Source organism: Actinoplanes sp. NPDC023801, assembly GCF_040639655.1.
Lineage (GTDB): Bacteria > Actinomycetota > Actinomycetes > Mycobacteriales > Micromonosporaceae > Actinoplanes.
Map to the genome: position 1 here is coordinate 1 of NZ_JBFAAI010000005.1, position 26,251 is coordinate 26,251.

Annotated in this window: 20 protein-coding genes; 12 read left to right on the forward strand and 8 right to left on the reverse strand. The window is 70.1% G+C overall.

Features of this window, described 5'->3' with window-relative positions; all coding sequences use genetic code 11:
- Window positions 1-148: 148 nt before the first annotated feature.
- The 8 genes from AB0G04_RS12030 (at window position 149) to AB0G04_RS12065 (ending at window position 11,612) form a co-directional block, all read left to right on the forward strand.
- Window positions 149-934, forward strand: a complete 786-nt coding sequence (locus AB0G04_RS12030; RefSeq protein ID WP_360980787.1) for an ABC transporter permease — start codon at window positions 149-151, stop codon at window positions 932-934.
- 177 nt (window positions 935-1,111) lie between these two features.
- Window positions 1,112-3,094 (forward strand): peptidase M6 immune inhibitor A, encoded by a 1,983-nt coding sequence (locus tag AB0G04_RS12035; RefSeq protein ID WP_360980790.1) that lies wholly within the window; start codon window positions 1,112-1,114, stop codon window positions 3,092-3,094.
- 121 nt (window positions 3,095-3,215) lie between these two features.
- On the forward strand, window positions 3,216-3,881 hold the full coding sequence (locus tag AB0G04_RS12040; RefSeq protein WP_360980793.1) for a MerR family transcriptional regulator: 666 nt from the start codon (window positions 3,216-3,218) through the stop codon (window positions 3,879-3,881).
- Window positions 3,878-6,520 carry a VIT domain-containing protein gene (locus tag AB0G04_RS12045; RefSeq protein WP_360980796.1) on the forward strand — a complete coding sequence of 881 codons (2,643 nt, stop codon included), beginning with the start codon at window positions 3,878-3,880 and terminating at the stop codon, window positions 6,518-6,520. The genes AB0G04_RS12040 and AB0G04_RS12045 overlap by 4 nt, the downstream gene beginning before the upstream one ends.
- Before the next feature lie 644 nt (window positions 6,521-7,164).
- On the forward strand, window positions 7,165-8,103 hold the full coding sequence (locus tag AB0G04_RS12050) for an RICIN domain-containing protein (RefSeq protein WP_360980799.1): 939 nt from the start codon (window positions 7,165-7,167) through the stop codon (window positions 8,101-8,103).
- A gap of 141 nt (window positions 8,104-8,244) precedes the next feature.
- Entirely contained in the window at window positions 8,245-9,633 is a 1,389-nt protein-coding gene (locus AB0G04_RS12055) for a glycosyltransferase family 4 protein (RefSeq protein WP_360980802.1), read from the forward strand.
- Between the two features lie 244 nt (window positions 9,634-9,877).
- Window positions 9,878-10,597, forward strand: a complete 720-nt coding sequence (locus AB0G04_RS12060; protein ID WP_360980805.1) for a class I SAM-dependent methyltransferase — start codon at window positions 9,878-9,880, stop codon at window positions 10,595-10,597.
- Window positions 10,590-11,612 carry a prenyltransferase/squalene oxidase repeat-containing protein gene (locus AB0G04_RS12065; RefSeq protein ID WP_360980808.1) on the forward strand — a complete coding sequence of 341 codons (1,023 nt, stop codon included), beginning with the start codon at window positions 10,590-10,592 and terminating at the stop codon, window positions 11,610-11,612. The genes AB0G04_RS12060 and AB0G04_RS12065 overlap by 8 nt, the downstream gene beginning before the upstream one ends.
- Here AB0G04_RS12065 and AB0G04_RS12070 read toward each other — a convergent pair.
- From AB0G04_RS12070 to chvE, 5 genes are all read right to left on the reverse strand, one after another.
- Complete coding sequence (locus tag AB0G04_RS12070) at window positions 11,563-12,207, reverse strand: class I SAM-dependent methyltransferase (protein WP_360980811.1); 645 nt, start codon at window positions 12,205-12,207, stop codon at window positions 11,563-11,565. The genes AB0G04_RS12065 and AB0G04_RS12070 overlap by 50 nt on opposite strands.
- Window positions 12,208-12,299: 92 nt before the next feature.
- Window positions 12,300-12,692, reverse strand: a complete 393-nt coding sequence (locus AB0G04_RS12075) for a PPOX class F420-dependent oxidoreductase (RefSeq protein WP_360980814.1) — start codon at window positions 12,690-12,692, stop codon at window positions 12,300-12,302.
- Window positions 12,693-12,870: 178 nt separating this feature from the next.
- Window positions 12,871-14,103 (reverse strand): multiple monosaccharide ABC transporter permease, encoded by a 1,233-nt coding sequence (gene mmsB, locus AB0G04_RS12080; RefSeq protein WP_360980817.1) that lies wholly within the window; start codon window positions 14,101-14,103, stop codon window positions 12,871-12,873.
- A complete protein-coding gene (mmsA, locus tag AB0G04_RS12085) occupies window positions 14,100-15,653 on the reverse strand; it encodes a multiple monosaccharide ABC transporter ATP-binding protein (RefSeq protein ID WP_360980819.1) in 1,554 nt (517 codons plus the stop codon). Before mmsA ends, mmsB begins: the two co-directional genes overlap by 4 nt.
- 78 nt (window positions 15,654-15,731) lie before the next feature.
- Window positions 15,732-16,850: a multiple monosaccharide ABC transporter substrate-binding protein gene (gene chvE, locus AB0G04_RS12090; RefSeq protein ID WP_360980821.1), complete on the reverse strand. Its 1,119-nt coding sequence runs from the start codon at window positions 16,848-16,850 to the stop codon at window positions 15,732-15,734.
- Window positions 16,851-17,131: 281 nt separating this feature from the next.
- On the opposite strand from chvE, the gene AB0G04_RS12095 reads away from it, so the two are divergent.
- The 3 genes from AB0G04_RS12095 (at window position 17,132) to AB0G04_RS12105 (ending at window position 19,540) form a co-directional block, all read left to right on the forward strand.
- Window positions 17,132-18,052, forward strand: a complete 921-nt coding sequence (locus tag AB0G04_RS12095; RefSeq protein WP_360980824.1) for a nitroreductase — start codon at window positions 17,132-17,134, stop codon at window positions 18,050-18,052.
- 14 nt (window positions 18,053-18,066) lie between these two features.
- On the forward strand, window positions 18,067-18,471 hold the full coding sequence (locus AB0G04_RS12100; RefSeq protein ID WP_360981708.1) for an AraC family transcriptional regulator: 405 nt from the start codon (window positions 18,067-18,069) through the stop codon (window positions 18,469-18,471).
- 445 nt (window positions 18,472-18,916) lie between these two features.
- The gene (locus AB0G04_RS12105; RefSeq protein ID WP_360980827.1) at window positions 18,917-19,540 is read left to right on the forward strand and encodes a dihydrofolate reductase family protein; all 624 of its coding nucleotides are present in this window, start codon (window positions 18,917-18,919) and stop codon (window positions 19,538-19,540) included.
- 166 nt (window positions 19,541-19,706) lie between these two features.
- On the opposite strand, the gene AB0G04_RS12110 is transcribed toward AB0G04_RS12105, so the two are convergent.
- The 3 genes from AB0G04_RS12110 to AB0G04_RS12120 all read right to left on the reverse strand — a co-directional run bounded on the left by AB0G04_RS12110 (window position 19,707) and on the right by AB0G04_RS12120 (window position 25,227).
- Window positions 19,707-22,376, reverse strand: coding sequence for a molybdopterin-dependent oxidoreductase (locus tag AB0G04_RS12110; RefSeq protein ID WP_360980830.1), 2,670 nt, complete (start codon window positions 22,374-22,376; stop codon window positions 19,707-19,709).
- Window positions 22,377-22,391: 15 nt separating this feature from the next.
- Entirely contained in the window at window positions 22,392-23,180 is a 789-nt protein-coding gene (locus tag AB0G04_RS12115; RefSeq protein WP_360980833.1) for an FAD binding domain-containing protein, read from the reverse strand.
- Window positions 23,181-23,286: 106 nt separating this feature from the next.
- Entirely contained in the window at window positions 23,287-25,227 is a 1,941-nt protein-coding gene (locus AB0G04_RS12120; protein ID WP_360980836.1) for an ATP-binding protein, read from the reverse strand.
- A gap of 349 nt (window positions 25,228-25,576) precedes the next feature.
- Between AB0G04_RS12120 and AB0G04_RS12125 the strand changes: the two genes are divergently transcribed.
- Window positions 25,577-26,203 carry a DUF6230 family protein gene (locus AB0G04_RS12125; RefSeq protein WP_360980839.1) on the forward strand — a complete coding sequence of 209 codons (627 nt, stop codon included), beginning with the start codon at window positions 25,577-25,579 and terminating at the stop codon, window positions 26,201-26,203.
- Window positions 26,204-26,251 lie beyond the last annotated feature (48 nt).

The window sequence follows — 26,251 nt, forward strand, 5'->3', positions numbered from 1 at the left end:
TGGGCCCCCCCGCACCCGCGGGGCCTTTCGCGCTCACCGCGGGCCGGCCGGCTGTGGCTGGGGGGGCCTCCGCCAGGACCTGGGCGTTGGTCCCCGCCGGCGGCACGGGCGTTCCCGTGCCGCCGATCGACTCCGAGGAGGCATCCCGATGACCGCCACCGTCTCGACCGCACCGACGGCCCTGCCGGAGACCGCGGCCACCCCGGTGCCGCTGACCAGACTGACCCTGGTCGAGCTGCGCAAACTCGCCGACACCCGGGCCGGCATGTGGCTGTTGATCGTGATCGGACTCGCGACCGTGGCGACGTCGGCGATCCTGCTGGGCTGGGCCCCGGACGAGGAGATGACGTTCACCGCGTTCTACACCTTCGGGTTGACGCCGTCGGCGGTGCTGCTGCCGGTGCTCGGCATCCTGTCGGTGACCAGCGAGTGGTCCCAGCGCACGGCGTTGTCCACATTCACGCTGGTCCCGGCCCGCGCACGGATCCTGCTGGCGAAGCTGGGCGCGGGCGTGCTGATCGCGATCGGCGCGACGGTGACCACGGCGATTCTCGCCGCCGGCGCCAACGCGCTGGCCCCGGCGGTGGGCGGCGACGGGTCGTGGAGTCTGGACGCGTCGCTGATCTGGCAGACACTGCTGTTCCAGGTGATCTTCGTTCTGATGGGCAACGCGTTCGGTGCCCTGCTGCTCAACACTCCGCTCGCGATCGTCATCTTCTTCGCCCTTCCGACGGTGTGGTCGGTCCTGGGCGGCAGCATCCGCGCGCTGGCCGACGCGGCCGAGTGGCTGGACCTCAACGTGACCTCCCAGGCGACGATGGAGGCGGACATGACCTCCGGTGAGTGGGCCCGGCTGGCGGTCTCGGCCGGGGTGTGGGTCCTCCTTCCGTTGCTGCTCGGGGGCTGGCGGGTGCTCCGCCGGGAGGTTTCCTGATCCACAACGGCCGGTGTTGGCGTCACGATCCGGCGATCGGAGGTAGCGTCCCGAGACGTGACGCGTACCCTATTTGCTAGCTTCGCGGCAATTACCGCTTCCATCCCGTTGCTAGCTGGCCCGGCGCCGGCCGCGCCACCGACTGTTCCGCGGCCCGTCCCGAGCACCCCGGCACCGGTGCCGGTGCCGGGGCCGGGGCCGGTGGAGGCGGAGACCCGCGAACCCGACCTGGACCGGCTCACCCTCGAGGGTGAGCCGCTTCCCGCCGCCAGTTACGAGCCCCGGCCCAGCGCACGAAGCGCCGTGCGGACCCCCGAGGTCGGCACCGTCCGCAGCTGGGCCGGGCTCAACGAGATCGACGGCGATGTCTACCGCAAGGACTACACCCTCCGCGGCGTCGGTGAGCACATCGAGGTCTGGGTGGCCAACGACCTGGCCTTCCCCGAGGGCGACTGCCGCAAGAACGCCACAGACATCACCGACCCGCAGGTCAACGCGCTGGTACGCGAGTTCGACGAGGTGATCTACCCCCGGGAGACGAAGGCGTTCAGCACGCCGCCGGACCGCGCGGGCACCAATCCGGGGCTGCCCGGTGACTTCAGCGGAGCCGGCAACCGGACCGTGACTCTGGTCGACAACATCCGCGACGACAACTTCTACGACTTCCCGAAGCGTCAGACCTACATCTCGGGCTTCTTCTCCGAGCAGCTCAACGAGTTGTTCGACCGCAACGTCATCACGATCGACGCCTACGACTGGGCACACCGGACCGGCGCCGAACCGCAGCACGAGCCGAACGACGACCCGTGCGTCAGCCGGCCCGCGCGGCCCCGCATGTACGAGTCGACCTTCGCCCACGAGTGGCAGCACCTGCTCGCGTATTACACCGACCCGGACGAGGAGGTGTGGATCAGCGAGGGCCTGGCCGACTACGCGCAGACCCTCGCCGGTTACGCCGACACCACCGCCGGGGTGCGACACCGTGGGTTCGACAACCACGTGGTCTGCTACCAGGGTTTCGGCAACGTCAAGACCGCCTACAACCCGAACCCGCGGGAGTGCGGCGGCCCGTCCAACTCGCTCAATCTCTGGGCCGAGGGCGAGCCGGACGAGATCCTGGCCGATTACGGCATCACGTACCAACTGATGCTCTACCTGCGTGACCGGTTCGGCGCCGAGTTGCTCACCACCTTGCACCAGGACAAGGAGAACCACGGCCTCGCGGCGGTCGGGGCTGCCCTGCCCGAGGGCGTGAAGCTGCACGACGTGCTGCACGACTTCCAGGTCATGACCCTGGTCGACAAGGTGGTGGACGAGCCGGACGGCGTGGTCAAGGGCGCGCCGCGCCAGCGAGTGACCTCCCCTAGCGTGCGATCCACGGTGAACCTGGACAACCCCTCCGCCTTCGGCGCGGCCGGGGCGGCGCCGAACGGTGCCGATTTCATCCGCCTGCCGCGCGGGTGGCAGACCGTCGGGTTCGACGGCGCGCGGTCGCTTCCCCCGGCCCCGCTGACCTGGACCATGGACGAGGGGATGCTGTTCTCCGGCAACACACCGAGCACCGACTCGGCCGCCGTGCGTGCGGTCGACGTGCCGGCCGGCGACCCGGTACTGCGGTTCAAGACCACTTACGGCCTCGAGGAGAAGTTCGACTTCGGGTACGTCATGGTGTCGGCCGACGAGGGCGAGACTTATCAGATGCTGAAGGGAGAGAACACCGTCGAGGGACCGCTCGGCCAGGCGATCACCGGGAAGGCGGCTGACGTCACCCTCAGTTACGACCTCAAGGCGTACGCCGGAAAGCAGATCTTCCTCGGTTTCCGCTATGTCAGCGACAGCGCCGTCAGCATCGGTGGCTGGCACATCTCGGACGTCAAGGTCGGCGCCACGGAGATCGGCGGCGCCAAGCTGGACGGCTGGAGGTCGCCGACCGAGATCCGTCCGGTTCCCGTCGCGAACTGGCAGGTGACGCTGGTCGGACTGACCGGCGGCAAGGCCAAGGTGGTCCCGCTGCGCGACGCCGCCAGGGTGCGCCATTATCCGAAGGTGGTCGCGATCGTCGCCTACGACGAGCCGACCGGCACGGTGACCCAATACGCCCCCTACACCCTCGAGGTCGACGGCAAGCCTTACCAGCCCACCGCCGAGCAGGACTCCTGACTCCGGCCGGATCCCGACTCGATCTGCCCGCCCGGCCCCCTGTGCGCCCGAGGCGGGCAGATCCGTGTCCGGCACCATTCTGCCATTGACAGTGTCAGGATGACAGTGTCATTGTCGGGGCATGTGGACGATGGAGCAGTTGGTCGAGCGGGTCGGCGCGGCGCTCGCCGCGGAGTACCCGGGCGCCCCCAACGGCCGCGTCCGGGAGGTTCCCGACCGCAGGTCGATCCGGTGGTACACGACGATCGGTCTGGTCGACCGGCCACTCGGCACGCGGGGGCGCACCGTTCTCTACGGGCCACGGCATCTCCTGCAACTCGTCGCGATCAAGCGGCGGCAGGCGGCCGGCATGACCCTGGCCGAGATTCAGGCCGAGCTGGCCGGAGCCTCCGAGGAGACCCTCGCCGCGGTCGCCCGCGTGCCTGACCCGGTTCTGCGCACCGATGAGCCACCACCGGACGGGCCCCGGAGCAGACCCGACTTCTGGAAGGCCTCCCCCGCCGCTCCCACGCGCATCCTGCCGACGGGCTCGGCTCCGGATGAGGCCGGCGACATGCCGCCCGCCACCGGCATCACCCGGCGTGAGATGGCAGCCGCCGTCGAGAAGCTCGGCACACCAGCGGCCCCGCCGCCCGCGCTCATCACCGGAGTGCCGATCGGTGACGGCGTGATCCTGCTGCTGCCCCGCCACACCACCGGCCTCGACCGCGACGAGATCGCCGCGGCTGCCCGGCCTCTGCTTGACCTGCTCGCGGCCCGCGGGCTCACCGATGGGAGAACCTCATGATCATTTCCGTGAACCCGATGGGATCGGCAGAGCTGGAGCGCCACCGGCAGGTGCCCGGTGCGGGCCTCGGCACCCTGCTCACCGACCGCGGCAACCTTCCGCTGGACCGTCTCGACGTCCGCGCCTCCATCAGCGGCCTCCTGGTGCGCACCGAGCTGACCACCGAGTTCGTCAACGCCCACGACACCGCGCTGGAGGCGACCTACGTCTTCCCGCTACCCGACCGTGCCGCGGTCACCGGGATGACGATGACCTCGGCCGACCGTGTCGTCACCGCCGAGCTGCAGGAGCGCGGCGCCGCACGTCAGCAGTACGACCAGGCGATCGCGGCAGGTCAGCGGGCCTCGATCGCCGAGGAGGAGCGGCCGGACGTCTTCACCATGCGCGTCGGCAACATCCCGCCGGGCGAGCGGGTGACGGTGCGGCTCCGGCTGGTCGGCCCGCTGGCCTATGAGGACGGCGCTGCCACCTTCCGTTTCCCGCTGGTCGTGGCGCCACGCTATGTGCCCGGCGTCCCGCTGCCCGGCCCGTCCGCGGGCGACGGCCAGGAGTCCGACACCGACGCCGTGCCGGACGCCTCGCGGATCTCTCCCCCGGTGCTGCTGCCCGGCTTCCCCAACCCGCTGCGGCTGTCCATCAACGTCGACATCGACCCGGCCGGTCTCGAACTGGGCGAGGTCCGGTCGAGCCTGCACACCGTCACCGAGAACGGCCGCAGCCTGCGCATCGAGCCGGGTGAGCGGGCCGATCGCGACTTCGTTCTGCGGCTGGCGTACGCACCCGGCGGCGAGTCCGCGGTGGCCGTGCCCGACGCCGACGGCGAACAGGGGACCTACCAGCTCGTCGTGCTGCCACCGGAGACGGCCGCCGCTCCGCGCCCGAAAGACGTGGTGCTGCTGCTCGACCGTTCCGGCAGCATGAGCGGCTGGAAGATGGTGGCCGCCCGCCGCGCCGCGGCCCGGGTCATCGACACGCTGACCGCCGACGACCGGTTCACGGTGCTCACCTTCGACCATGTGATCGACCGGCCCGACGGCCTCGGTAACGGACTGGTGGAGGCAACCGACCGGCACCGCTTCCGCGCGGTCGAACACCTGGCCCGCGCCGACGCCCGTGGTGGCACCGAGTTGCTCGCCCCGCTCACGTCCGCTCTCGGGCTGCTGGCCGACAGCCCCGGCCGGGACAGGGTGCTGGTGCTGGTCACCGACGGTCAGGTCGGCAACGAGGATCAGATCGTGAAGCAGGTCAGCCCGCTGATCGGCAGAATCCGGGTCCACACCGTCGGCATCGACCGGGCCGTCAACGCCGGGTTCCTCGGCCGTCTCGCCGCCATCGGTGCCGGACGCGCCGAACTGGTGGAGAGCGAGGACCGGCTGGACGAGGCGATGGAGCAGATCCACCGGCGGATCGGGGCACCCGTGGTGACCGGTATCTCCGTGGCCGGCGACGGCTTCACCACTCTCGACGGCACGCGCAGTCCCGCCCGGCTGGCGGGCCTCTACCCGGGGGTGCCTCTCGTGGTCACCGGCCGCTACACCGGCACACCCGAGGGCACGCTCACCGTCACCGGGCGCACCCGTGACGACAAGGAGTTCCGGACAGCTGTCGCGGTCCAGCGCGGCACCGAGACCGCGGTGGCGTCGCTGTGGGCGCGCGCCCACCTGCGTGACCTGGAGGACGCGTACTCGTCCGGGGACATCGCACTGGACTCTGAGATCGTGCGCACCTCTCTGCGCTTCGGTGTGCTCTGCCGGTTCACCGCCTTCGTGGCGGTCGACGAGCGGGTGGTCAACGAAGGCGGAAACCACCACCGGGTCACCCAGCCCGTCGAGATGCCGTCCGGGTGGGAGAGCCCCGCGCCGCCCACGCCGGCGCCCTACTTCATGGCCGCTTCATCGCCGTTCCCCGGCGTGGCCGGCGCCGGGGCCCCGGGCGCGGTGCCTCCCATGCCGCCGCCGGCTCCCGCGCCGGGCTCGCCTGCGCCCGGGCGGCCGGGATTCACACCACCGCGGGCGAAGCGGCCGCTCGCACCCGACACGTTCGCTGAGTCCGGTAAGGCCGGGGTGCCCACCGGCGCACCGGCGAGCAACGCGCCCGCGGCCGACCGGTCCTCCCCTGCCGCTACCGGTCCCGCGACGGGCTTCGGCGAGGCGCTCCTCGACAGCGCGCCCGCTTCCGCGTCCGGCCGTGGCGACGCACCGCGGCCGCCGGCACGTAGCGGTGCCGTCCCCGAAGGAGGCACCCCGACGGGTGCGGTGGCGCGGGGATTCTCAGGACTGGTGGGCCGGGCCGGGCCGGCCGGTTCCCCCGGGCGGGGCCGGTCCCGTCACTCCGGGTCCGCTGATGGCGGCCTGTCGCTGGAGGATTTGCGGGAGCTGGCCGCGGTTGAGGTCGCGCGCCTGCGGGAGGCCGCGGACCAGCCGGCGCTCGACCGACGCGACCTGCTCGACGACCTGATCAGCCGCCTCACCGTCCTACTCGAACCGGTCGCCGACCCGGCCGTCGACCCGGTCCGCGAGCTGGTGACGCTGCTCCGCGGCGACGGGCCGCTGGACGACCGTTGGGCGGCCGCGATCCGCGTCCTGGAGGAGTTCGCCGCCGGCAAACCCGAACCGAAGCGCTCCTTCTGGAAGTCCTGATCAATGAGCCGGGGCTCAGCTCAGCAAGCAACCCACGCCGAGCTGAGCCCTGGCCCAGGTCCCCGCGGTTCACAGTCGTGGAGCACCGGAGCCGGCAAGGCAGGAACCAGCAGCGCCAACCCAGGCGAGCGCGGACCAGCAATGCGGCAACCAGCAGCATTCGAACCAACGGCGCCGAACAGCAGAACGCGAACGAGCGAGGCAACAACCAGCCGAACAGCAGATGCGCACGAGCGAGGCAACAACCGGCAGCATTCGGACCAGCGGCGTAGGCAGCGGAGCGCGAACTAGCGAGCGGGCGCCGGGGACGCGGCAACCAGCGGCGAGAGCCGGCGGCGCGGGAACCAGCGAAGCGGGAGGGAGTAAGGCGAGAGCCCGCAGCGCGGGAACCAGTGAGGCAGGGCACAAGGGCGCGGGAACCAGCGGCGCGGAAGCCGGCAGCATGAAGCTCCTTGCCTGTTCGGGAGGCGTTTCGCGGCGGGCGTGCACGGGACTGGGGGCAGGCCGGGCGTCGTTACGGAGCGGTGGTGATGTGGCTGACGGGTGGAGGAAACGACGAACATCGACCGAACGGCCCCCACGAGGGTCACTGAATGACGGTAAGTTGGGGCACCGGTGCCGGGACCGGGGGGTGTCAACGCCAAGTGGGCGAGGATCTGGGCGACAATCGCGAGCCGTTGCTGGTACGTCCGTTCGTCCTGCCCGACGGAGACCGGCAGGAACCAAGGCCGTCCGCCTCGACCTGGCCCGTGGAACAGACCGCCGGCGAACTTCCCACCCAGCTTCTGCCCGTCGTTCCCGCGGCGGAGAGCACCGGCTCGGACGAGCCGAGCGCACGGTGGCGACGGCGCCCGCTGCTGCTGGCCGGAGCCGGAGTCGCGGCGGTCGCGCTCGTCGCCGGTTATGCGTGGCTGCGCCCGGATGACCGGGCCGAGAACTGGACATCGCCGCCGGCTCAGTCACTGCCCGCCGCGATCGGGCCGGCCACATCGTCCGGTGTGGCCCCGAGCGGGCTTCCCGCCGACGGTCAAGGCAACGGGGACGACGACGCCGGCGATCCGACCAGGACCAGCCCATCGCCTCGAGTCACGCCGTCGTCAGCGGGCAGCCCCAGCACGGTCGGCACGTCCGCCGGCGCTTCGGCCGGGGTCACCGGCAGCCCCGCCCCAGCGGCTCCGGCGCCACCGGCTCAGCTGCTACCCGATGCAGTCGAGACCGGACAGGGACTTCTCGTCACCGGTAACGGCCTGTGCCTGGACCTCCGCGGCGGCGAGGCCGGCGAAGGGCGTGACGTGCACATCGACGACTGCAACGGCACGAGCCCGCAGCGGTGGCAGTTGAATGCGGACCGGACGCTCGAGGTGCTGGACATGTGCGCCTACGTGGTCGGTGACGGCACCGTCGACCTGACCGGCTGCGACGGGCGCACCACCGCGCAGTGGCAGCTGTTCGGCAACGGGACTCTGACCAACTCGGCGAACGGCATGTGCCTCACCGATCCGCACTCCGGAGCCCGCCCGGGCAACAGTGTCACCGTGGCCTTCTGCGCTGGTGGCAACAATCAACGCTGGTTCTTCCGTTGAGCAGCCGAAGTCGTCTGGGGACCGTGCGCGTGCCCGTACCGCTGAAAAGTGATCGAATCGTCAGGTCGAAACACTAGTGATCATCGGGTTCCCGCCTCTTAGGGTCATCTGGTGATCTCCGCGCCTCTTCGTATCGCCCTCTTGTCTTATCGGAGCAAACCGCACAGTGGGGGGCAGGGGATCTATGTCCGGCATCTGTCGCGGGAGCTCGTACGGCTCGGGCACCGGGTCGAGGTGTTCTCGGGGCCGCCGCTTCCCGAGCTGGATGACGGGGTCGGACTGACCGTACTGCCCAGTCTTGATCTCTATCGTGAGCCGGATCCGTTCCGGACGCCGAAGATGTCCGAGTTCCGGTCCGCGATCGATGTCCTCGAGTGGACCGCAATGTGTACGGGGGCGTTCCCGGAGCCGCTGACGTTCTCGTTGCGGGCCTGGCGGCATCTGCGGGAGCGACTCGCCGAGTTCGACATCGTGCACGACAACCAGTGCCTCGGGTACGGGTTGCTGCCGTTGGGCCGGACCGATACGCCGTTGGTCGCCACCATTCACCATCCGATCACGGTCGACCGGGATCTCGAGCTGGCAGCCGCACCGGACTGGAAGCGCCGGCTGTCGCTGCGCCGGTGGTACGCGTTCACGCGGATGCAGGCCCGGGTGGCCCGGCGGCTGCCGTGGCTGACGACGGTGTCGCAGGCGGCCCGGGACGAGATTGTCGAAGCGTTCGGAGTGCCGGTGGAACGGCTGCGGGTCATCGGGGTCGGCGTCGACGTCGATACGTTCAGCCCGGCCCGCAATGCCGACGCGAAAGCCGGCGAGTACGCGGAGACCGCAGACGGCGGGGGCGGCCTGGAAATGGGGGCCGGCAGTGACCGGAGCGACGGCCCGGTGCCATGGGGTGCCGCGGGCGGGGTGCGTGCCGCTGACGGGCGCATCGTTGCGGTGGCCAGCGCGGACGTACCGCTCAAGGGCCTGCCGGAGTTGATCGAGGCGGTGGCGAAGCTGCGCGCCGATCATGATGTGGAGCTGGTTGTCGTCGGGTCGGCACGGCCGGACGGGGCGGCGGCGCGGGCCATCACCCGGCTGGGGCTCGACGATGCGGTGCGGTTCGTATCGGGGATCTCGGACGCGGAACTCGCCGATCTGTTCCGGTCGGCGACGGTTGCCGCGGTCCCGTCCCGGTACGAGGGTTTCTCACTGCCCGCGGTCGAGGCGATGGCTTGCGGTGTTCCGCTGGTCGTCACCACCGCGGGGGCGCTGCCGGAGGTGACCGGGCCGGACGGGCTGGTGTCGCTGCACGTACCACCAGGGGATGCGGAGGCACTGTCGGCGGCGATCGGGCGGCTGCTCGACGATGAGCCGCTGCGCCGCCGTCTCGGTGCCGCGGGGCGCCGGCGGGTGGTCGAACATTTCACCTGGCGGCGGACGGCGATCCGCACGGCCGAGTGGTACGCCGACGCCATCGCCGCGCACCGGGCGAGGACCGGTAAGGGCGGGGCCCTGGAGGCGAGCCGCACAATTCCGGCCAGGTAGCCCGACGCCGGAGGAAGCCGCAGATCACCGGCAAGGGCGGGTCGGGACCTCCTGGCGAGACGGGCGGGGCGGGACAGCCCGCGGGGTGGCAGGCCGGGGTCGGGTCGAGGGGAAGGCGCGGCGGGCTTGATCGATTCATGGGGCCCTGCTGCATGAGCGGAATCGGGCGGCCAGCGACAATGCACCAGGGGTTACTGACCGGTAGGTCCGCTGGGACAACGAAGGGGCAGGTAAGAACACATTGTTGACCGTCGACTACGACCGGCTTGATGTGCGGCCGGGGATGCGGGTTCTCGATCTGGGTTGCGGCGAGGGCCGGCACACCTTCGAGGCGTACCGGCGGGGCGCGGATGTCGTCGCCCTGGATCTGAGTGAGAAGGATCTGGCGACCACGCGTTCCTGGTGTGCGGCGATGGAGCTGGCCGGCGAGGCCCCGGTCACGGCGAGTGCCACGACCGTCCAGGGTGACCTGCTGTCCCTGCCGTTCCCGGATGCCAGCTTCGACCGGATCATCGCCTCGGAGGTGCTGGAGCACATCCCCGACGACGTGACGGCGATCCGGGAGATGACCCGGGTGTTGCGGCCGGGCGGGCTGGCGGCGGTGACGGTGCCGCGCTGGCTGCCGGAACGGGTGTGCTGGGCGCTGTCCGACGAGTATCACGCGAACGAGGGCGGTCATGTCCGCATCTACCGGGAGGACGAGCTGTCGGACCGGCTGCGGGCGGCCGGGCTGACGGTGACCGGGAATGGTTTCGCGCACGCGCTGCACAGCCCGTACTGGTGGCTGAAGTGCGCGATCGGCGACGCCGGTCTGACCAAGGCGTACCACAAGATGCTGGTCTGGGACATCACCGAGCGGCCGGCCCTGACCCGGGTGCTGGAGCAGGCCTTGAATCCGCTCATCGGCAAGAGCGTGGCGATCTATCTGAAAAAGGAGGAGGTGACCGTGGGTGTCGGTGCCTGACCTACCGGGCGTGCTGAGCGCCGACGACATCCGGGCCACGGTCGCCAGCATCGCCGCGGAGCAGGAGGAGACCGGGGCCATCCCCTGGTACACCGGCGGGCAGCTGGATCCGTGGGATCACGTCGAGGCGGCGATGGCCCTGGACGTGGGCGGGGAGACCGAGCAGGCGGAGGCCGCCTACGACTGGTTGCGGAGGACTCAGCGTGCTGACGGCAGCTGGGCGTCGCGCTACGAGGACGGGGTGGTGGCCGACGCCACGGCGGAGACGAACCACGCCGCCTATCTCGCGGTGGGCTGCTGGCATCACTTCCTGTGCACCGGTGACGAGGACTTCCTGGCCCGGCTGTGGCCGACGGTGCGAGCGGCCCTCGATTTCGTGACCGGATGCCAGGCGGCCGGTGGGGAGATCTGGTGGGCGGCCGGTGACGAGGTGGCGCTGCTGACCGGGTCGTCGAGCATCCATCAGGCGTTGCGCTGCGGCATCGCGATCGCCGACCGGGTCGGTGAGCCGCAGCCGGACTGGGAGCTGGCCGCCGATCTGCTGGGGCATGCGATCCGCCGGCATCCGCAGGTGTTCGCCGACAAGGGCCGGTTCTCGATGGACTGGTACTACCCGGTGCTGGGTGGCGCGCTGCGCGGGGAGGGCGCGAAGGCCCGGCTGCGGGACCGGTGGGACGAGTTCGTGGTGCCGGGCCGCGGCGCGCGCTGCGTGTCGGATCGGCCGTGGGTGACCGGGGCGGAGACGTGTGAGCTGGCGCTGGCACTGGCGGCGATCGGTGACCGGGACGCCGCGTCGGAGCTGGTCGCGGCGATGCAGCATCTGCGGGAGCCGGACGGTTCCTACTGGACGGGGCTGGTGCTGACCGACGGGGTGCGCTGGCCGGTGGAGCGGACCACGTGGACGGCGGCGGCGGTGGTGCTTGCCGTCGACGCCCTGCACGCGGCCCACCCGCGGTCGGAGATCTTCAGGACACCGGGTGTCGGCGCAGCAGCCGTAGTGAACCGCGGCCGGTGAGTTCGGTGTAGTCGCCGCTGTCCAGGGCCGTGCGGTAGATCCGGTAGGGCGCCTGGCCGCCGTCGGCCGGGTCGGGGAACACGTCGTGGATGGCGAGAACCCCGCCCGCCGCCAGGTGCGGCGTCCAGCTGTCCAGGTCACGCCGGGCGGATTCGTCGGTGTGGCTGCCGTCGAGGAACAGCAGCGCCAGCGGGGTGGACCACAGTGCCGCGAACTCCTCGGCGCGGGCCACGACGGCGACGACCACGTCCTCGGCGCCGGCCAGCGCGATCGTGCGGCGGAAACCGGGCAGCGTGTCGATCTTGCCGACGGCCGGGTCGACCAGGCCGGGATCGTGGTACTCCCAGCCGGGCTGGTGCTCCTCGGAGCCGCGGTGATGGTCGACGGTCACCACCTTGCCGCCGCGGGCGCGGGCCGCGGCGGCAAGGTAGAGCGTCGACTTGCCCAGGTAACTGCCGACCTCCAGGATCGGCCCGGGCGGTGCGGCGAGGGCGGCCTCGGCCAGCGCCCGCCCTTCGTCGGCCGGCATGAAACCCTCCGCCTCGGCGGCGGCGGTCAGCAGTCCCTGGTCCAGCACGATCTGCGACGACAGCATCGCGTCATCATAAGATCAACACCATTTGATCGTACGGCCGGAGCGGTGGACAACCGCAACCACCGCCCTGCCGCAACCGGCGGGCGAGGTCGTCAGTGACCGCCGGCGAACGTCGGCCGCACGTAGATGATCACCCGGTCGGCGGCGTCCTTGGGCGCGTCGGTGCCGAACGGCGCCTGGTAGCGCTTGGCCAGCTCGACGTAGAACGCACCGGTCGGGTCGGGGTCGATGTGGTCCACGACGCCGCGGATCTCCATGTACCGGTACGGGTTCGACTGATCGATGATCGACAGTGCGACGGCCGGGTTCGCGGTGATGTTCTTGAACTTCTTGCGGAAGTTCGTGTGCGTGAACTTGATGAACTCGCCGTCCCACGCGTACCACATCGGGTTGACCTGCGGGGTGCCGTCCTCCCGGATCGTCGCGAGATCCGCGAACAGCGGCCGCTCCAGCAGGTCGAGCAGCTCGTCGGGAATGATGGTCATCTGTTTCTCCTCGTCGGTCGGTCGGTTCCATCGTGCCGCAGCAAGGTAAACAGCGCCGCAGCAAGGTAGACAGTGCCGCAGCAAGGTAGACAGTGCCGCAGCAAGGTAAACAGCGCCGCCCGGCACGAAGCCGGACGGCGCTGTACCTTCCCCCCGGAAGGCTTACCTACCGCGACGCTTACTTACCGCGGCGCTTGTTGACGATGTCGAACGCGACGGCGGCGATCAGGACCAGGCCCTTGATGACCATCTGCCACTCGGGGCGGACGTTCGTGATGGACAGGCCCATGTTGAGCACACCCATGATCAGGGCACCGATGATGGCGCCGGTGACCTTGCCGACACCGCCGTTGACCGCGGTCCCGCCGATGAAGGCGGCGGCGATGGCGTCGAGCTCGTAGTTCTGGCCGGCGGCGGCGACCGCCGATCCGGCGCGGGCCGTGGTGATGACCGCGGCGACACCGGCGAGCAGGCCCATGTTGACGAACAGCAGGAAGTTGACCCGCTTGGTCTTCACACCGGACAGCATCGCGGCGGGCAGGTTACCGCCCATCGCGTAGATGTGCCGGCCGAAGATCGTGTCGTTCATGATGAACGAGTAGAGCAGCACCAGCAGCGCCACGATGATCAGCACGATCGGCATGCCGCCGGCACTGTTGGCCAGCAGCCAGGTGAGGTATCCGATGGCGACGACGCCGACGACCAGCTTGCCGACGAACGCGGCGAACGGCTCGGTACGCAGGTCGTTGCGGACCAGTTCACGGCGGGTGTGGATCTGGCTGACCGCCAGCCCGATCGCGGCGACGGCACCGATCAGGACGGTTACCGCGTCGAGGTTGCCGATGAAGCCGAGCGAGTTCGGCAGTGAGCCGTTGGCCAGGGCGTTGAAGTCGCTGGGCAGGCCGCCGACGGTGGTGCCGACGTAGTTGATCGCCAGGCCTCGGAAGAGCAGCATGCCGCCGAGGGTGACGATGAACGCCGGGATGCCGACGTAGGCGACCCAGAAGCCCTGCCAGGCGCCGACGATGCCGCCGAGCAGCACCGACAGGACGACAGCGACGGGCCAGGACACGTCCCACTGCATGATCATCAGCGCGCAGATGCCGCCGACGAACGCCACCACCGAGCCGACCGACAGGTCGATGTGACCAGCCACGATGATCATGACCATGCCGATGGTCAGCACGAACACGTACGCGTTCTGCTGGATCAGCGACACGACGTTGTTCGGCAGCAGCATCAGGCCGTCGGTGTCGAACTGGAACCACAGCGTGATCACGACGAGCGCCGCGATCATGGCGTACTGCTTGAGGTTGCCGCCGAGGTAGGCGGCGAGCGAGCCGCCCCCGGGCTTCTTCTCGCCGGAACCGGGCGCGGACGCCGGCGCCGGAAGAGTGGTGGACGCGCTCACCGTGTTGCTCCGCTCTTCTCCATGGTCATGTAACGCATGAGGCTCTCCTGGGAGGCCTCCGCACGGGGCAGCTGACCGGTGATGCGCCCCTGGCTCATCGCGTAGATCCGGTCGCAGATGCCGAGCAGCTCAGGCAGCTCGGAAGAGATCACGATGACGGCCTTGCCGGAGTCGGCAAGCTTGTTGATGATCTCGTAGATCTCGTACTTGGCGCCGACGTCGATGCCCCGCGTCGGCTCGTCGAGGATCAGCACCTCCGGCTCGGCGAACAGCCACCGGCTCAGCACGACCTTCTGCTGGTTGCCGCCGGACAGCTTGCCGACCTGCACGTCGACACTCGGCGTCTTGGTGCGCATGTCCTTACGGAACTGCTCGGAGATGGTGATCTCTTTCGCGGAGTTCACGACACCGATGCGGGCGATCTTCCTCAGCCGCGCCGCGGTGGTGTTCCGCTTGATGTCCTCGATCAGGTTGAGGCCGTAGTGTTTGCGGTCCTCGGTCGCGTACGCGATGCCGTGCTCGATGGCCGCCGAGACGGTCTTGATCGACACCTCCCGGCCGTGCAGGAACATCCTGCCGGTGATCCCGGAACCGTAGCTGTGGCCGAACACGCTCATCGCCAGTTCGGTACGCCCGGCGCCCATCAGACCGGCGATGCCGACGATCTCCCCGGCCCGCACGTTCAGCGACGCGTCCTCGACCACGAGCCGGCTCGGGTCGTTGGGGTGGCGCACGGTCCAGTTCTCGATCCGCAGGATCTCCTCGCCGACCGTCGACACGTGGTCGGGGTAGCGGTTCTCCAGGTCACGGCCGACCATCGAGCGGATGATGCGGTCCTCGGACACCGGCTCGGCGCCGTGCATGTCGAGGGTCTCGATGCTCTGGCCGTCGCGGATGATCGTCGTGCTGTCGGCGATCGCGGCGATCTCGTTGAGCTTGTGCGAGATGATGATGGACGTGATGCCCTCGGCCTTGAGGCTGCGCAGCAGATCCAGCAGGTGAGCGCTGTCCTCGTCGTTCAGGGCCGCGGTGGGCTCGTCGAGGATGAGCAGCTTGACCTTCTTGGACAGCGCCTTGGCGATCTCTACGAGCTGCTGCTTGCCGACGCCGATGTCCATGATCTTGGTGTCCGGCGACTCGTTCAGGCCCACCCGCTTCAGCAGGTCGGCGGCCTGCCGGTTGGTCTGCGCCCAGTTGATGACGCCGCCCCTGGCCCGCTCGTTGCCGAGGAAGATGTTCTCGGCGATGGAGAGGTACGGGCTGAGCGCGAGCTCCTGGTGGATGATGACGATGCCGCGCTCCTCGGAGTCGCGGGTGGTCTTGAAACGGCAGGTCTCGCCCTCGAAGACGATGTCACCGTCGTAGGACCCGTACGGGTAGACACCGCTGAGCACCTTCATCAGGGTGGACTTGCCCGCGCCGTTCTCGCCGCAAATGGCGTGAACCTCCCCGCGGGCCACGCTGAGCGTGACGTCCGAGAGCGCCTTGACGCCCGGGAAGGTCTTGGTGATCCCCCGCATCTCCAGGATCGGGGTCGTGTCGTTGGCCATCGCACAACTCGCTTGCTCTAGGTCGTCCGGGGGGGACCGGCCGGGCCCGCAGAAGGTGGGCCCGGCCGGAAGATCTACTTACAGGCCGAGCTTGTCGGCGGTGTAGAAGCCCGAGTCGACCAGCTTGGCCTTGACGTCTTCCTTGGTGACGACGACCGGCGGGAGCAGGTACGCCGGGACGACCTTGACACCGTTGTTGTAGGTCTTGGTGTCGTTGGTCTCGACGGTGCCGCCCTTGACGATGGCGTCGACCATCTTCGCGACCTGGTCGCCCAGGGTGCGGGTGTCCTTCCAGACCGTCATCGCCTGCTTGTCGGCGAGAACGTTCTTGGTGTTCGCCAGGTCGGCGTCCTGACCGGTGATCAGCGGGTAGTCAGCGCCCGGCTTGTAGCCCTTGGACTCCAGCGACTGCGCGATGCCCAGGGCCAGCGAGTCGTTCGGGGACAGGACGACGTTGACCTTCTTGCCGCCGGTGTAGAACGAGTTGATCCGGTTGTCCATCTCGGCCTGCGCGGTCTCGGACTTCCAGCCGGTGATCGAGACGGTCTTCCAGTCCTCCTCGGTCGCGATCTTCTTGCCCGAGGGGATGACCAGCTTGCCGCTCTCGACGTACGGCTTGAGGACGTCCCACGCGCCGTTGAAGAAGAACTTGGCGTTGTTGTCGTCCGACGAGCCGGCGAAGGGCTCGAGGTTGAACGGGCCCTTGCCGTCCTTGAGGCCCAGCTTGTCGACGATGAACTCGCCCTGCAGCTTGCCGACCAGGTAGTTGTCGAAGGTCGCGTAGTAGTCGACGTTCGGCGTCGAGTTGATCAGGCGGTCGTACGCGATGACCTTGATCTTGGCGTTGGCGGCCTTCTCGAGGACCGGGCCGAGCGCGGTGCCGTCGATCGAGGCGACAACGAGAACCTTCGGGTTCTGGTTGATCATGTTCTCGATCTGGGTGATCTGCTGCTCGACCTTGTTGTCGGCGTACTGCAGCGAGGTCGTGTAACCCGCCTTCTTCAGCAGGCCGTCGAGGTGCGCACCGTCGTTGTTCCAGCGCTCGAGGCTCCGGGTCGGCATGGCGATGCCGACCAGGTTCGACGCGGAACCGCCGGAAGACGCCTCCTCGGTGTCACGGGTGTTGCTGCACGCGGTGGTCGCGGCCAGGGTGGCGGCCATCGCGACGGACGCGAGGACCCGGAAGTTCTTGGACACCTCGGCGTCTCCTTTCTATCGGGCCCGGCTCGGGCCACGGAAGCTTCGATTTGTTGCTGCGGACAACATACGACTCTTACGAGGGAGTTTCACGAGAGGGTTAGTAACGGCTGCGTAACACTCCCTGTTACCGAGAGGGCTTCCTGCCGGTAACAAGAGGCGTTTGCCCCCCACGTTCCGTAACCAGGCGCGGCACATCGTATTTGTTGGCGTCGACGACTAATACACCGGCGGGACCTACGGCCCTGCCCGATCCGCCCGTTCCGGCACAGGCTTGAGCCATGACCTCGCGGACGGCAGTTCTCGCGCACGCGGCGCGCCTAGCCCGGCACGCCCCCTCGATCCTCAACACCCAGCCCTGGCAGTGGCGGATCGGCCGGCACACCGCCGAACTGCGCACCGACCCGTCCCGGCACCTGGCGCACGTCGACCCCGCCGGCCACCTGGCCCTGCTCAGCTGCGGCGCCGCTCTGCACCACGCGACCGTCGCGATCCACGCCCTCGGCCGCCACGTCACCGTCGAACACGGCGACGACCCGCTGGCCCGCCTCGTCGTGGGCGGAGCCACCATCCCGTACGACACGGGCCTCGCCGCCGCCATCACCCACCGGCACACCGACCGGCGGGCCTTCGGCGCCCAGCCCCCCGCCGACGAGATCATCGCGGACCTGCACCGGGCCGCCGCAGCCCAGGGAGTGCACATCCATCCGGTACGCCGGGACGAGATCCCGGTCCTCGCGGCCGCCACCGCCCGCGCCGCCTCCGACGCCGCGCACCGCCCCGGCCACACCACCGAGATCGCCCACTGGACCGGCGGCGGTGCTTCGGCCGGCGGCGTCCGGCCCGTCCCGATGCGCGCCCTGCACGGCCCCGCGACCGGCGACGGCGACATCGGCGCCCGATACCTGATCCTGCACGGCTCCGGCGACACCCCGGCCGACTGGCTCCGCGCCGGCGTCGCCCTGTCCGCCCTGCTGCTGACCGCCACCGTCCGCGGCGTCGCCTGCTCCCCGATGAGTGAACTCGTCGAGGCACCCTGGCCCCGCGGCCTGCTCACCACCCTGATCGGCGAGCCCTGCCACCCCTACCTGGTGGTCCGCTGCGGCTACCCGCTGAACGACGAACCGCCCCCGGCCACACCGCGGCGGCCGGAGGCGGAAACCCTGTCCTACCTGTTCACGGGTGCATCCGCGCACCCTTGACGATCTTGTCGACGGTGTTCCGCGTCGGCGACCCCGCCGACGACCGCCCGGCCGGTCGCGCCGCCGCCCATGCGCTGCGCGACCTGCTGGAGGAACACATCGTCGACGGACTGCCCCTCGCGGACGCGGCCGCCGTACTGCACTTCGACGTGGCACACCTGGTCCGCTCGTTCCGGCGCGAGTTCGGCATGTCGCCGCACCAGTACCTGATCTCCCGCCGCGTCGACACCGCACGCCGGCTGATTCTGACCGGCCGGCCGCTGCGGTCGGTGGCGGCCGACAGCGGCTTCCACGACCAGCCCCACCTGAACCGCCACTTCAAACGCATCCTCGGTGTCAGTCCCGGCCGCTACGCGGGCGCCCGCTCTCTGCTCAGCGGGGCACCGTCCAGCTCGGCACCGGCGTCCCCTGCAGTGTGACCAGCACACCCATGAACGGCAGCAGGATCAGGCTCCAGCCGACCACCCGGCGGAAGATGCCACTCTCCCGGCCGGCTATACCGACCGCCGACGCCGCGGTCGGCCCAGGCGAACACCACCGTGCACAACACGTGCGTCAGCGCCGTAATGATGTAGGTCGCTTCGCTTACGTCCTAGGAGGCTAGTTTCCTGACGTATGGAGGTTGTCTTGATGATCGACCTGGCGTGCGGATCGGGTGGGGCCGAGCTGCGCGGGAGAATCCGACTGTGTTGCGGCGGATGCTGGGCGGGTTCTCGCGCCGATTAGGTCTTCCAGCGCGTAGAACGGCAACATCGGTCGCTTTCCACACGCCCCTCGCTACGACGGGAGCCACGACCGATGAGTTCGCGGTCCGGCGCTGGTCTTCACCTCTGACCGATGACAACACCACCGTTGGAGGACATCATGGGCACCGTTCACATCGACCTGTTCACGACGCTCGACCTGGTCGCCCAGGCGCCGGGTGCCCCGCAGGAGGACCCGGAGGGCGGATTCCCGTACGGCGGATGGCAGGCGCCGTTGATCGACGAGACCGTCGGTTCCCAGGTCGCCCAGGGCATGGAAGGCATGGACGCGCTGCTGCTGGGGCGCCGCACCTACGACATTTTCGCCGGCTACTGGCCGCACCAGAAGCAGGACGGCGACGGTGGGATCGCGCAGCGGCTCAACAGCATCCCGAAGTACGTCGCGTCGCGCGGCACACCGCACCTGAGCTGGGCGGACTCGACCCTGCTCGGTCCTGATCTGGCCGACGCCGTACGGCAGGTACGTGACAAGCACGAGAACGTCCACGTGATCGGCAGCGTCAACCTCGTGCAGACGTTGCTGCGCGAGCGGCTGTTCGACCGGCTCAACCTGTGGGTGTACCCGATCGTGCTGGGCACCGGCAAGAAGATCTTCAACGAAGGCGCGGTGCCGTCCAGCCTGACGCTGACGGAGCCGCCGATCGCCTCCCCGAACGGTGCGGTGATGCTGCGGTACGCCCTCGCCCCGGGGACGCCCGCAACCGGTGACATGACGGCCCACTGACCCCGGCGCCGGGTCCGCAGCCCTGTCGATGGCGGGTCTCCGGCCCACCGCTCCCAGGAGGAACGGTGGTGCGGCACCGCCGCGGCGGTGGCCGGGGGTGCCGGCGCGCCGCGGGGAGGGAAGGTTGGTCTCGCCGACCACAAGTGACCGGGAGGCGAAGCCGTCCCTAGGGGAGCTGCTGCATGGCCTGCCAGATCCGGTCGGCGGTGTAGGGCAGTTCGGTGAGGCGGATCCCGATGGCGTCGCGGAGGGCGTTGCCCAGGGCCGGGGACACCGGGTTGTACGGCGACTCGCTCATCGACTTGGCGCCGAGCGGCCCGATCGCGTCGGTGGTGTCGGCGAAGTGCACCTCGGTGACCGGGACGTCGGCGAACGTCGGCAGGTGGTACTGCCGGAACGCGGCGGTGGTGACCTGCCCGTTCGCGTCGATGTCGACGTGTTCGGCGAGGGTGGCACCGATCGCCTGCGCCACGCCGCCCTCGATCTGGCCGCGTAGCTGGAGCGGGTTCATCACGGTGCCCGCGTCGGCGCTGTGCACCGAACGCAGGATTCGCAGCTCACCGGTGCCGGGGTCGACGGCCACCCGGAACCACTGGGCGTTGAAGGCGACCGACCGGGGAGTGCCGTCGAAGTGGCCACGCCCGGTGAGGGGCCCGAGCCCGGCGAGCCTGATCCCGTCGACCGCGTCGGCGGTGAGGAAGTGCACCTCGGACGGTGACCGGCCGGCGGCGGCGAGGATCCGGGCACGCAGCGCGCGGGCGGCCCGGAGCACGGCCTCCCCGGCGACGACTACGCCGGTGGAGGCGAAGGCGCCTGTGTCGTGGCCGACCACGTCGGTGTCGGACTGCCGGATCACGATCCGGTCCGGTGTGGTGTGCAGTTCGTCGGCGACGATCTGGGTGTGCACGGTGGTGCTGCCGTTGCCGAACTCGGCGGTGCCGACGGCCAGCTCGTAACGGCCGTCGGGCAGCAGGGTGACGGCGGCGTCGGCGAAGTGGCCACCGGGTGGGCCGGCCGCGATCATCGCGATGGCCATGCCGTCACCGACGAGCCAGCCGTCCGGTGCGCCGTCCGCGGCGGCGGGTGACGCGGCGGCGGCGCGCATCCGGTCGAGGCACTGGTCCAGGCCGTAACTGGCGATACCGAGGTCGGGGACGTGTGCGCCGGGTGCGGTCAGGTCGTCGCCGGGCCGGACCACGTTCCGCTCCCGGAACGTGACCGCGTCCATGCCGATCATGCGGGCCAGCTCGTCGAGGACCTGTTCGACGGCGAAGGTGACCTGGCCGAGCCCGTACCCGCGGAACGCCCCGGCCGGAACGGTGTTGGTGTAGACGGTGTGCGCGTCGGTGCGGATGTTCGCGCACCGGTAGACGGCGACCGTCTCGTGGCAGCCGTGATGCATGACCGACGCGCCGTGGTTGCCGTATGCGCCGGTGTCGACGAGCACCGTCAGCTGCAGTGCGGTCAGGGTGCCGTCGGTACGGGCGCCGGCCTTGACTGTCATCACGAACGGGTGCCGGGTGGTCGCCGCGGTGAACTGCTCGGCGCGGGTGTACTCCCACTTCACCGGCCGTCCGGTGCGCAGCACGGCCAGCGCCACCAAATCCTCGACCAGCATCTCCTGTTTGCCGCCGAACCCGCCGCCGACCCGGCCGGCGACCACCCGTACCCGGTCGCGGGGAAGCCCGAACAGCCGGGACACCGCCCGCCGGGTCAGGAACGGGGTCTGCGTGCTGGACCGGATGACCAGGCGATCGTCCTCGTCGAGCCAGCCGACCGCGCCGTGCGTCTCGAGACTGGCGTGCTGCACCCGCGGGGTACGGAAGGTGGCCTCATGAATGGCGTCGGCCTGCGCGAACCCGAGGCCGACGTCGCCGATCCCGGCATGCAGCTCCCCCACCACGTTCGCGTCGGCACGCACGATGCCGTGCGCGACGCCCTTGTCGCCGTGCACCAGCGGCGCGCCCGGCGCCATGGCGAGTTCCGGGTCGATCACGGCGGGCAGCACGTCGTATTCCACGCGCAGCCGCCGCACGCCCTCCTCGGCGGCGGCCTCGGAGCTCGCGACCACGGCGGCGACCCGCTGGCCGGCGAAACGGACCACCTCGTCGAGCACGCGGGTGTCGTACGGGTCCTCGGCCTCGTTCTCGTGCTGGGCGGTGGAGAACAGTCGGTCGGGGGCGTCGGAGTGGGTGAGAACAACCTCGACGCCGGGCACCGCGAGCGCCTCGGACGCGTCGATCGACAGGATGCGGGCGTGTGCGTGCGGTGAGCGCAGCACCTTGAGGTGCAGCAGGCCCGGCACGTCGACGTCGAAGGTGTACCGGGCGGTTCCGGTGACCACCTGGGGCCCGGCGGGGGCGCCGAGGTTCGCGCCGACGGCGGAGCCCGCGCCGGGGCGGACGGCCGCGGGGCGCCCCTCGACGGCGTCGGTGATCGCGCGATAGCCCGTGCAGCGGCAGAGGTTGCCTTTGAGGGATCTCGGCAGGTCGTCGCGTTGTGCGTCGGTGAGGGCGGCCGCTGTCATGATCATGCCGGCCGTGCAGAAGCCGCACTGGAAGCCCTGCGCGCCGAGGAAGTCACGCTGGACCGGGTGCAGTTCGCCGCCGGTGGCCAGGCCCTCGATGGTCGTGATGCTGCGGCCACGCGCCCGGAAGGCGGGGTAGACGCACGAGTGCACCGGTGCGCCGTCGACGTGGACCGTGCACGCTCCGCAGTCGCCGGCGTCGCAGCCCTTCTTGACCCCGAACCAGCCTTCCTCCCGCAGGTAGGTGCGCAGGCACTGGCCGGGGCGGGGTGCGCGGTCGTGCGGCGTCCCGTTGATCTCGATGGTCATCTGCGTTGCCTTCGGTCATGCCAGCAGGTCGGCCCGGATCTGCGTCGCATAGTGACGGGTGAGGTGCCGCCGCCAGATCGGGCGGCCGTGCACGTCGTCGACGTACTGCGAGCCGGGGATGGTGTCCAGGGCGGCATCCAGATCGGCTGCCGACGGCGCCCCGGGGAACCGCAGCACGTACGGCCGGCGCGTCGCGGCGGTCACCGTCAGTGAGAAACCCCCGGCGGGCTCGGCCCGGCCGATCAGGAGGACGGCCGAGCGGCCATGACGATGCAGAGACCCCCTGCGGTACGCCGTACGCGAGCCGAGCGCGGCCGGCGCGAAGTGCACGGCCCGCAGGAACTCGCCGTCGCGCAGCACGGTCGTCCCCTCGCCGGTGACGAACTCGGCGGCCGGCACCCGCCGCTCGCCGCCGTCCGGCCCGACCAGCACACATGTCCCGTCCAGGGCGACGCTCAGCGAGATCATCGGCCCGGCCGGGAGTGCGGCGCAGAGGTTCCCGCCGACCGTGGCGACGTTCCAGATCTTGAACGAGGCCAGGAACGCGTGGCAGCACTGCAGCACGATCCCGTGGCGGCCGAGCCGGGACGCCAGCTCGGCGATGGTGCAGGTGGCCGCGATCTCGACTCCGTCGTCACGGACGGTGACCGGCGGCCATCCGGCGGCCGCGAGGTCGAGCAGCCGGGTGATGTGTGGGCGCGGCTCGCCGAGCAGGGCGGTCCCCCCGCCCAGCCAGGCGTCACCGGGCCGCCACTGGCCGGGCCCGGCGGGGCTGATCACTTCGGTGACGGTGTGCAGGTCCACGAAATCACGCTACGCGCCCCGTGTTTCGATTCTCGGCGATCTTGAACGAGCCTCGCGAAACGGTCCCGTAACCAGCGACTCAGGATCCCGGGCTGTCGCGGGCTGCCTACACGCGGGCCGGCGACTTGGGTTCGGTGGGGGCGGGCGCCGGGATGGCCGGCAGGGTGAGCGTGAACGTGCTGCCCCGGCCGACGACGGACTGCACCGCGACGGTGCCGCCGTGGTCGCGGACGATGTCACGGACGATGGCCAGTCCCAGGCCGGGGCCCTGGACGGCCTGGTCCATGGCGTTGCCGGCCCGGTGGAACGGGGTGAACAGGCCCGGCACATCCTCGTCCGGGATCCCGATGCCGGTGTCGGTGACGGCGATCGAGACGGTATGCGGGTCGGCGGTCATCCGGCAGTCGACGCTGCCACCGGCCGGGGTGAACTTGATCGCGTTCTCGATCACCTTGCGCAGGGCCCGGCGCAACTGGGTGCGGTCTCCCCGTACCCAGGCCTCGGGGGTGTCGACGTTGACCGTGAGGCCCTTGGCCTGCGCCGCGTTATGCAGTTCGTGCAGCACGAGCCGCGCGACGGGCGCCAGGTCGAGGATCTCCGCCTGGACCGCGGCCCCGTACTGGGGCCGGTCGAGCAGGACCAGATCGCCGATGGTGTCGCGCAGCCGGTGGGCGTTGCGCAGAATCGCGCTGAGGGCACGCTCCTGCACGGCATTGAGCTCCGGGCCGTCCTCGTCGGCGATCATCTCGGCGTAGCCGAGGATGCTGGTCAGCGGGGTGCGCAGCTCGTGGGTGACGGTCTGGATGAAGACGTCCTTGCGCTGGTCGAGCAACCGCAACTCGGTGATCAGCCGGGCCTGCGTGTCCTGAAGTCCGAGCTGGCGCTGGACGCGTTCGATCTCCCGGACCACTCCGGCGAGCAGGCGCTGCTCGGCTTCGGTCCAGACCGGCGCACCGGGCCGGCTGAGGTGCAGGTATCCGGGCGCGCCCACGGCACCGTCGCCGACGGCGAGCCAGACGCTGCCGTCGGGCTGGACACGAACCTGGCCGGGGGTGCCCGCGAGAATCTCCGAGACCAGTCCGGCGGGCGGTTCGGGGCTGCCGGACGGCCAGTGGACGTGCAGTCGGCCGGTACCGGGCAAACCCATGTCACAGTGCACGGCGTCGGCGCCGACCGCGGCGCCGATCAGTTCGGCGATCCGCCGGCCGCCGGTGGCCTGGTCCCGCATCTCCTGCATCTCGGCGGCGACGGCCTGCCGCAGGCCGGCCCGCGCGGCCCGGGACTGCTCGGCGGCGAGCAGCGTCTCGGTCTGCGCGGCGAGGTCGTTCAGGGCCTTGACGACGGTACGCAGTTCGGCCGCCCGTACCGGTTCGGCGCGGGCCGAACGGTCCCCGGCGGTGAGGCGGCGCATGGTGGCGCTGATCCGTCCCAGCGGGACGAGCAGTTGCCGCCGGACGGTCAGAGCGACCCCGACCGCGACGGTCAGGATGACGCCGACCAGGACCGCCGCGATGACGTCGAGCCGTCGGCGGGCGGCGGCACCGTCGGCGACCACCTCTCGGCGCTCCTCCTCGATCGAGGCGGCGACGGCCTCGTTCAGCAGCCGGAACTCGTCGAACAACTGCTTGCCGCGGACCGCGTGCGTCTGGTTCCCGGCGGCCATCCCGGAGTCGATGATGGGCAGGGCGAAGGCGTCGAGCCAGATGCGGGCGGCCTCGCGCTGCTGGTCGAGCAGCCGTCGGGTGCCGGTGCCGTCGACGCCGGTGGCGATGTCGTCGAGCGCGGCCAGGGCGGCGGCCCAGCCCTTCTCGTACGGGTCGAGGAAGGACTGCTGGCCGGTGAGCTGGAATCCGCGCACGCCGGTCTCCGCATCGGTCATCCGCTGCAGAGCCTCGTCGTTGGCGGCGTCGGCTCGGCTGACCCGGTCGAGCCGGTCCTCCTGGTCGGCCCGGAGCCGGGATCCGGCGCCGAACTGAACCATCAGCAGGACCGAAAAGAGGGCGAGAAGGGCGGCGAAGCCCGCGTTGAGGCGACGCTGCACGCTCATCGGCGGCGTTCCTCGCGGGCGGTCATGCCTGTCAGTTCGGCAGGTGAGGGCCGAGACCTAAGTCACCTTGCGGCAATTACCTTCGTTATCCATCCGCAATAAAGCAAGCCTTGCGTACCCGCGGTAACGGGTAACTGGCCCGCCTCGATCCTAATGTCGGAAATTTCGGACAGGAACGTGGCAGATATCACCCACAGTCATTTTGATCATGTGACGTGGGTTACTGACCGGTAAAGCAAGCCCTTGTAGTCACGCGCCTTCAGCGGCAACATTTCCGGCACATTACGACCGCGGCCATCGACGTAGCTCGCTTCGCCAGTCGCCGGCCCACCATCGAGGAGGAGGTTCCGTGGAGGATGCGCAAAGCGCTCCGGCGTACGGGCGCACCAACTGGCGCCGATTCGCCGTGGCGGTGGGTGTGCCGGCCGTCGTCGCCGGTGGCCTGGTCCTGGCGCTCGCCGAGGGCGCCCTGGCCGCGAACTTCACCGTGTCCGGCAAGCAGTTCAAACTCTCCGCGGACCGGCTGGTCGGCAACGGCTTCACCCAGTACAGCGGCGAACTGCCCACCAACGACAAGGAGAACTACCCCGGCGGGAAGGTGCCGGCGGCGATGTCCGGCATCAACACCGCCGATCTGTGGAACCTCTGCCAGTCGGTAGCCGTCGGCCCGGTGACCCTGCGTATCGAGGCCGGTGGCGATCAGGACAACCCGGTGCACGCCGAGGACCTGCTGATCGGCATGTCCTCGCTCGGCGGCAACGCCACCTTCAAGGACATCCAGATCGGCCTGGACGGTTCCACCCTCGACGCCGACGGCGCGTCGAGCCACGGCGCCCCGCTCTCCTTCGGCCAGCAGGCCAAGTCGGTCGAGATCCTCAAGCTGCGGCAGGAGGCCTACTACACCTCCGCCTCCACCTTCGTCCTCAACGGCATGAGCCTCAAGCTGCACATCGGTGGCTCGCACGAGTGCTACTGACCTCGTTCACCGGGCTCGCGGAGCTTGTCCGTCCGCGGGCCCGTTTCT

Bases quoted from the DNA above. Each gene is read 5' to 3' on its own strand.
- AB0G04_RS12045 (WP_360980796.1), top strand. From the start codon at position 3,878: ATGATCATTTCCGTGAACCCGATGGGATCGGCAGAGCTGGAGCGCCAC.
- AB0G04_RS12030 (WP_360980787.1), top strand. From the start codon at position 149: ATGACCGCCACCGTCTCGACCGCACCGACGGCCCTGCCGGAGACCGCG.
- AB0G04_RS12095 (WP_360980824.1), top strand. From the start codon at position 17,132: ATGACCTCGCGGACGGCAGTTCTCGCGCACGCGGCGCGCCTAGCCCGG.
- AB0G04_RS12040 (WP_360980793.1), top strand. From the start codon at position 3,216: ATGTGGACGATGGAGCAGTTGGTCGAGCGGGTCGGCGCGGCGCTCGCC.
- mmsA (WP_360980819.1), bottom strand. From the start codon at position 15,653: ATGGCCAACGACACGACCCCGATCCTGGAGATGCGGGGGATCACCAAG.
- AB0G04_RS12105 (WP_360980827.1), top strand. From the start codon at position 18,917: ATGGGCACCGTTCACATCGACCTGTTCACGACGCTCGACCTGGTCGCC.
- AB0G04_RS12120 (WP_360980836.1), bottom strand. From the start codon at position 25,227: ATGAGCGTGCAGCGTCGCCTCAACGCGGGCTTCGCCGCCCTTCTCGCC.
- AB0G04_RS12070 (WP_360980811.1), bottom strand. From the start codon at position 12,207: ATGCTGTCGTCGCAGATCGTGCTGGACCAGGGACTGCTGACCGCCGCC.
- AB0G04_RS12110 (WP_360980830.1), bottom strand. From the start codon at position 22,376: ATGACCATCGAGATCAACGGGACGCCGCACGACCGCGCACCCCGCCCC.
- AB0G04_RS12075 (WP_360980814.1), bottom strand. From the start codon at position 12,692: ATGACCATCATTCCCGACGAGCTGCTCGACCTGCTGGAGCGGCCGCTG.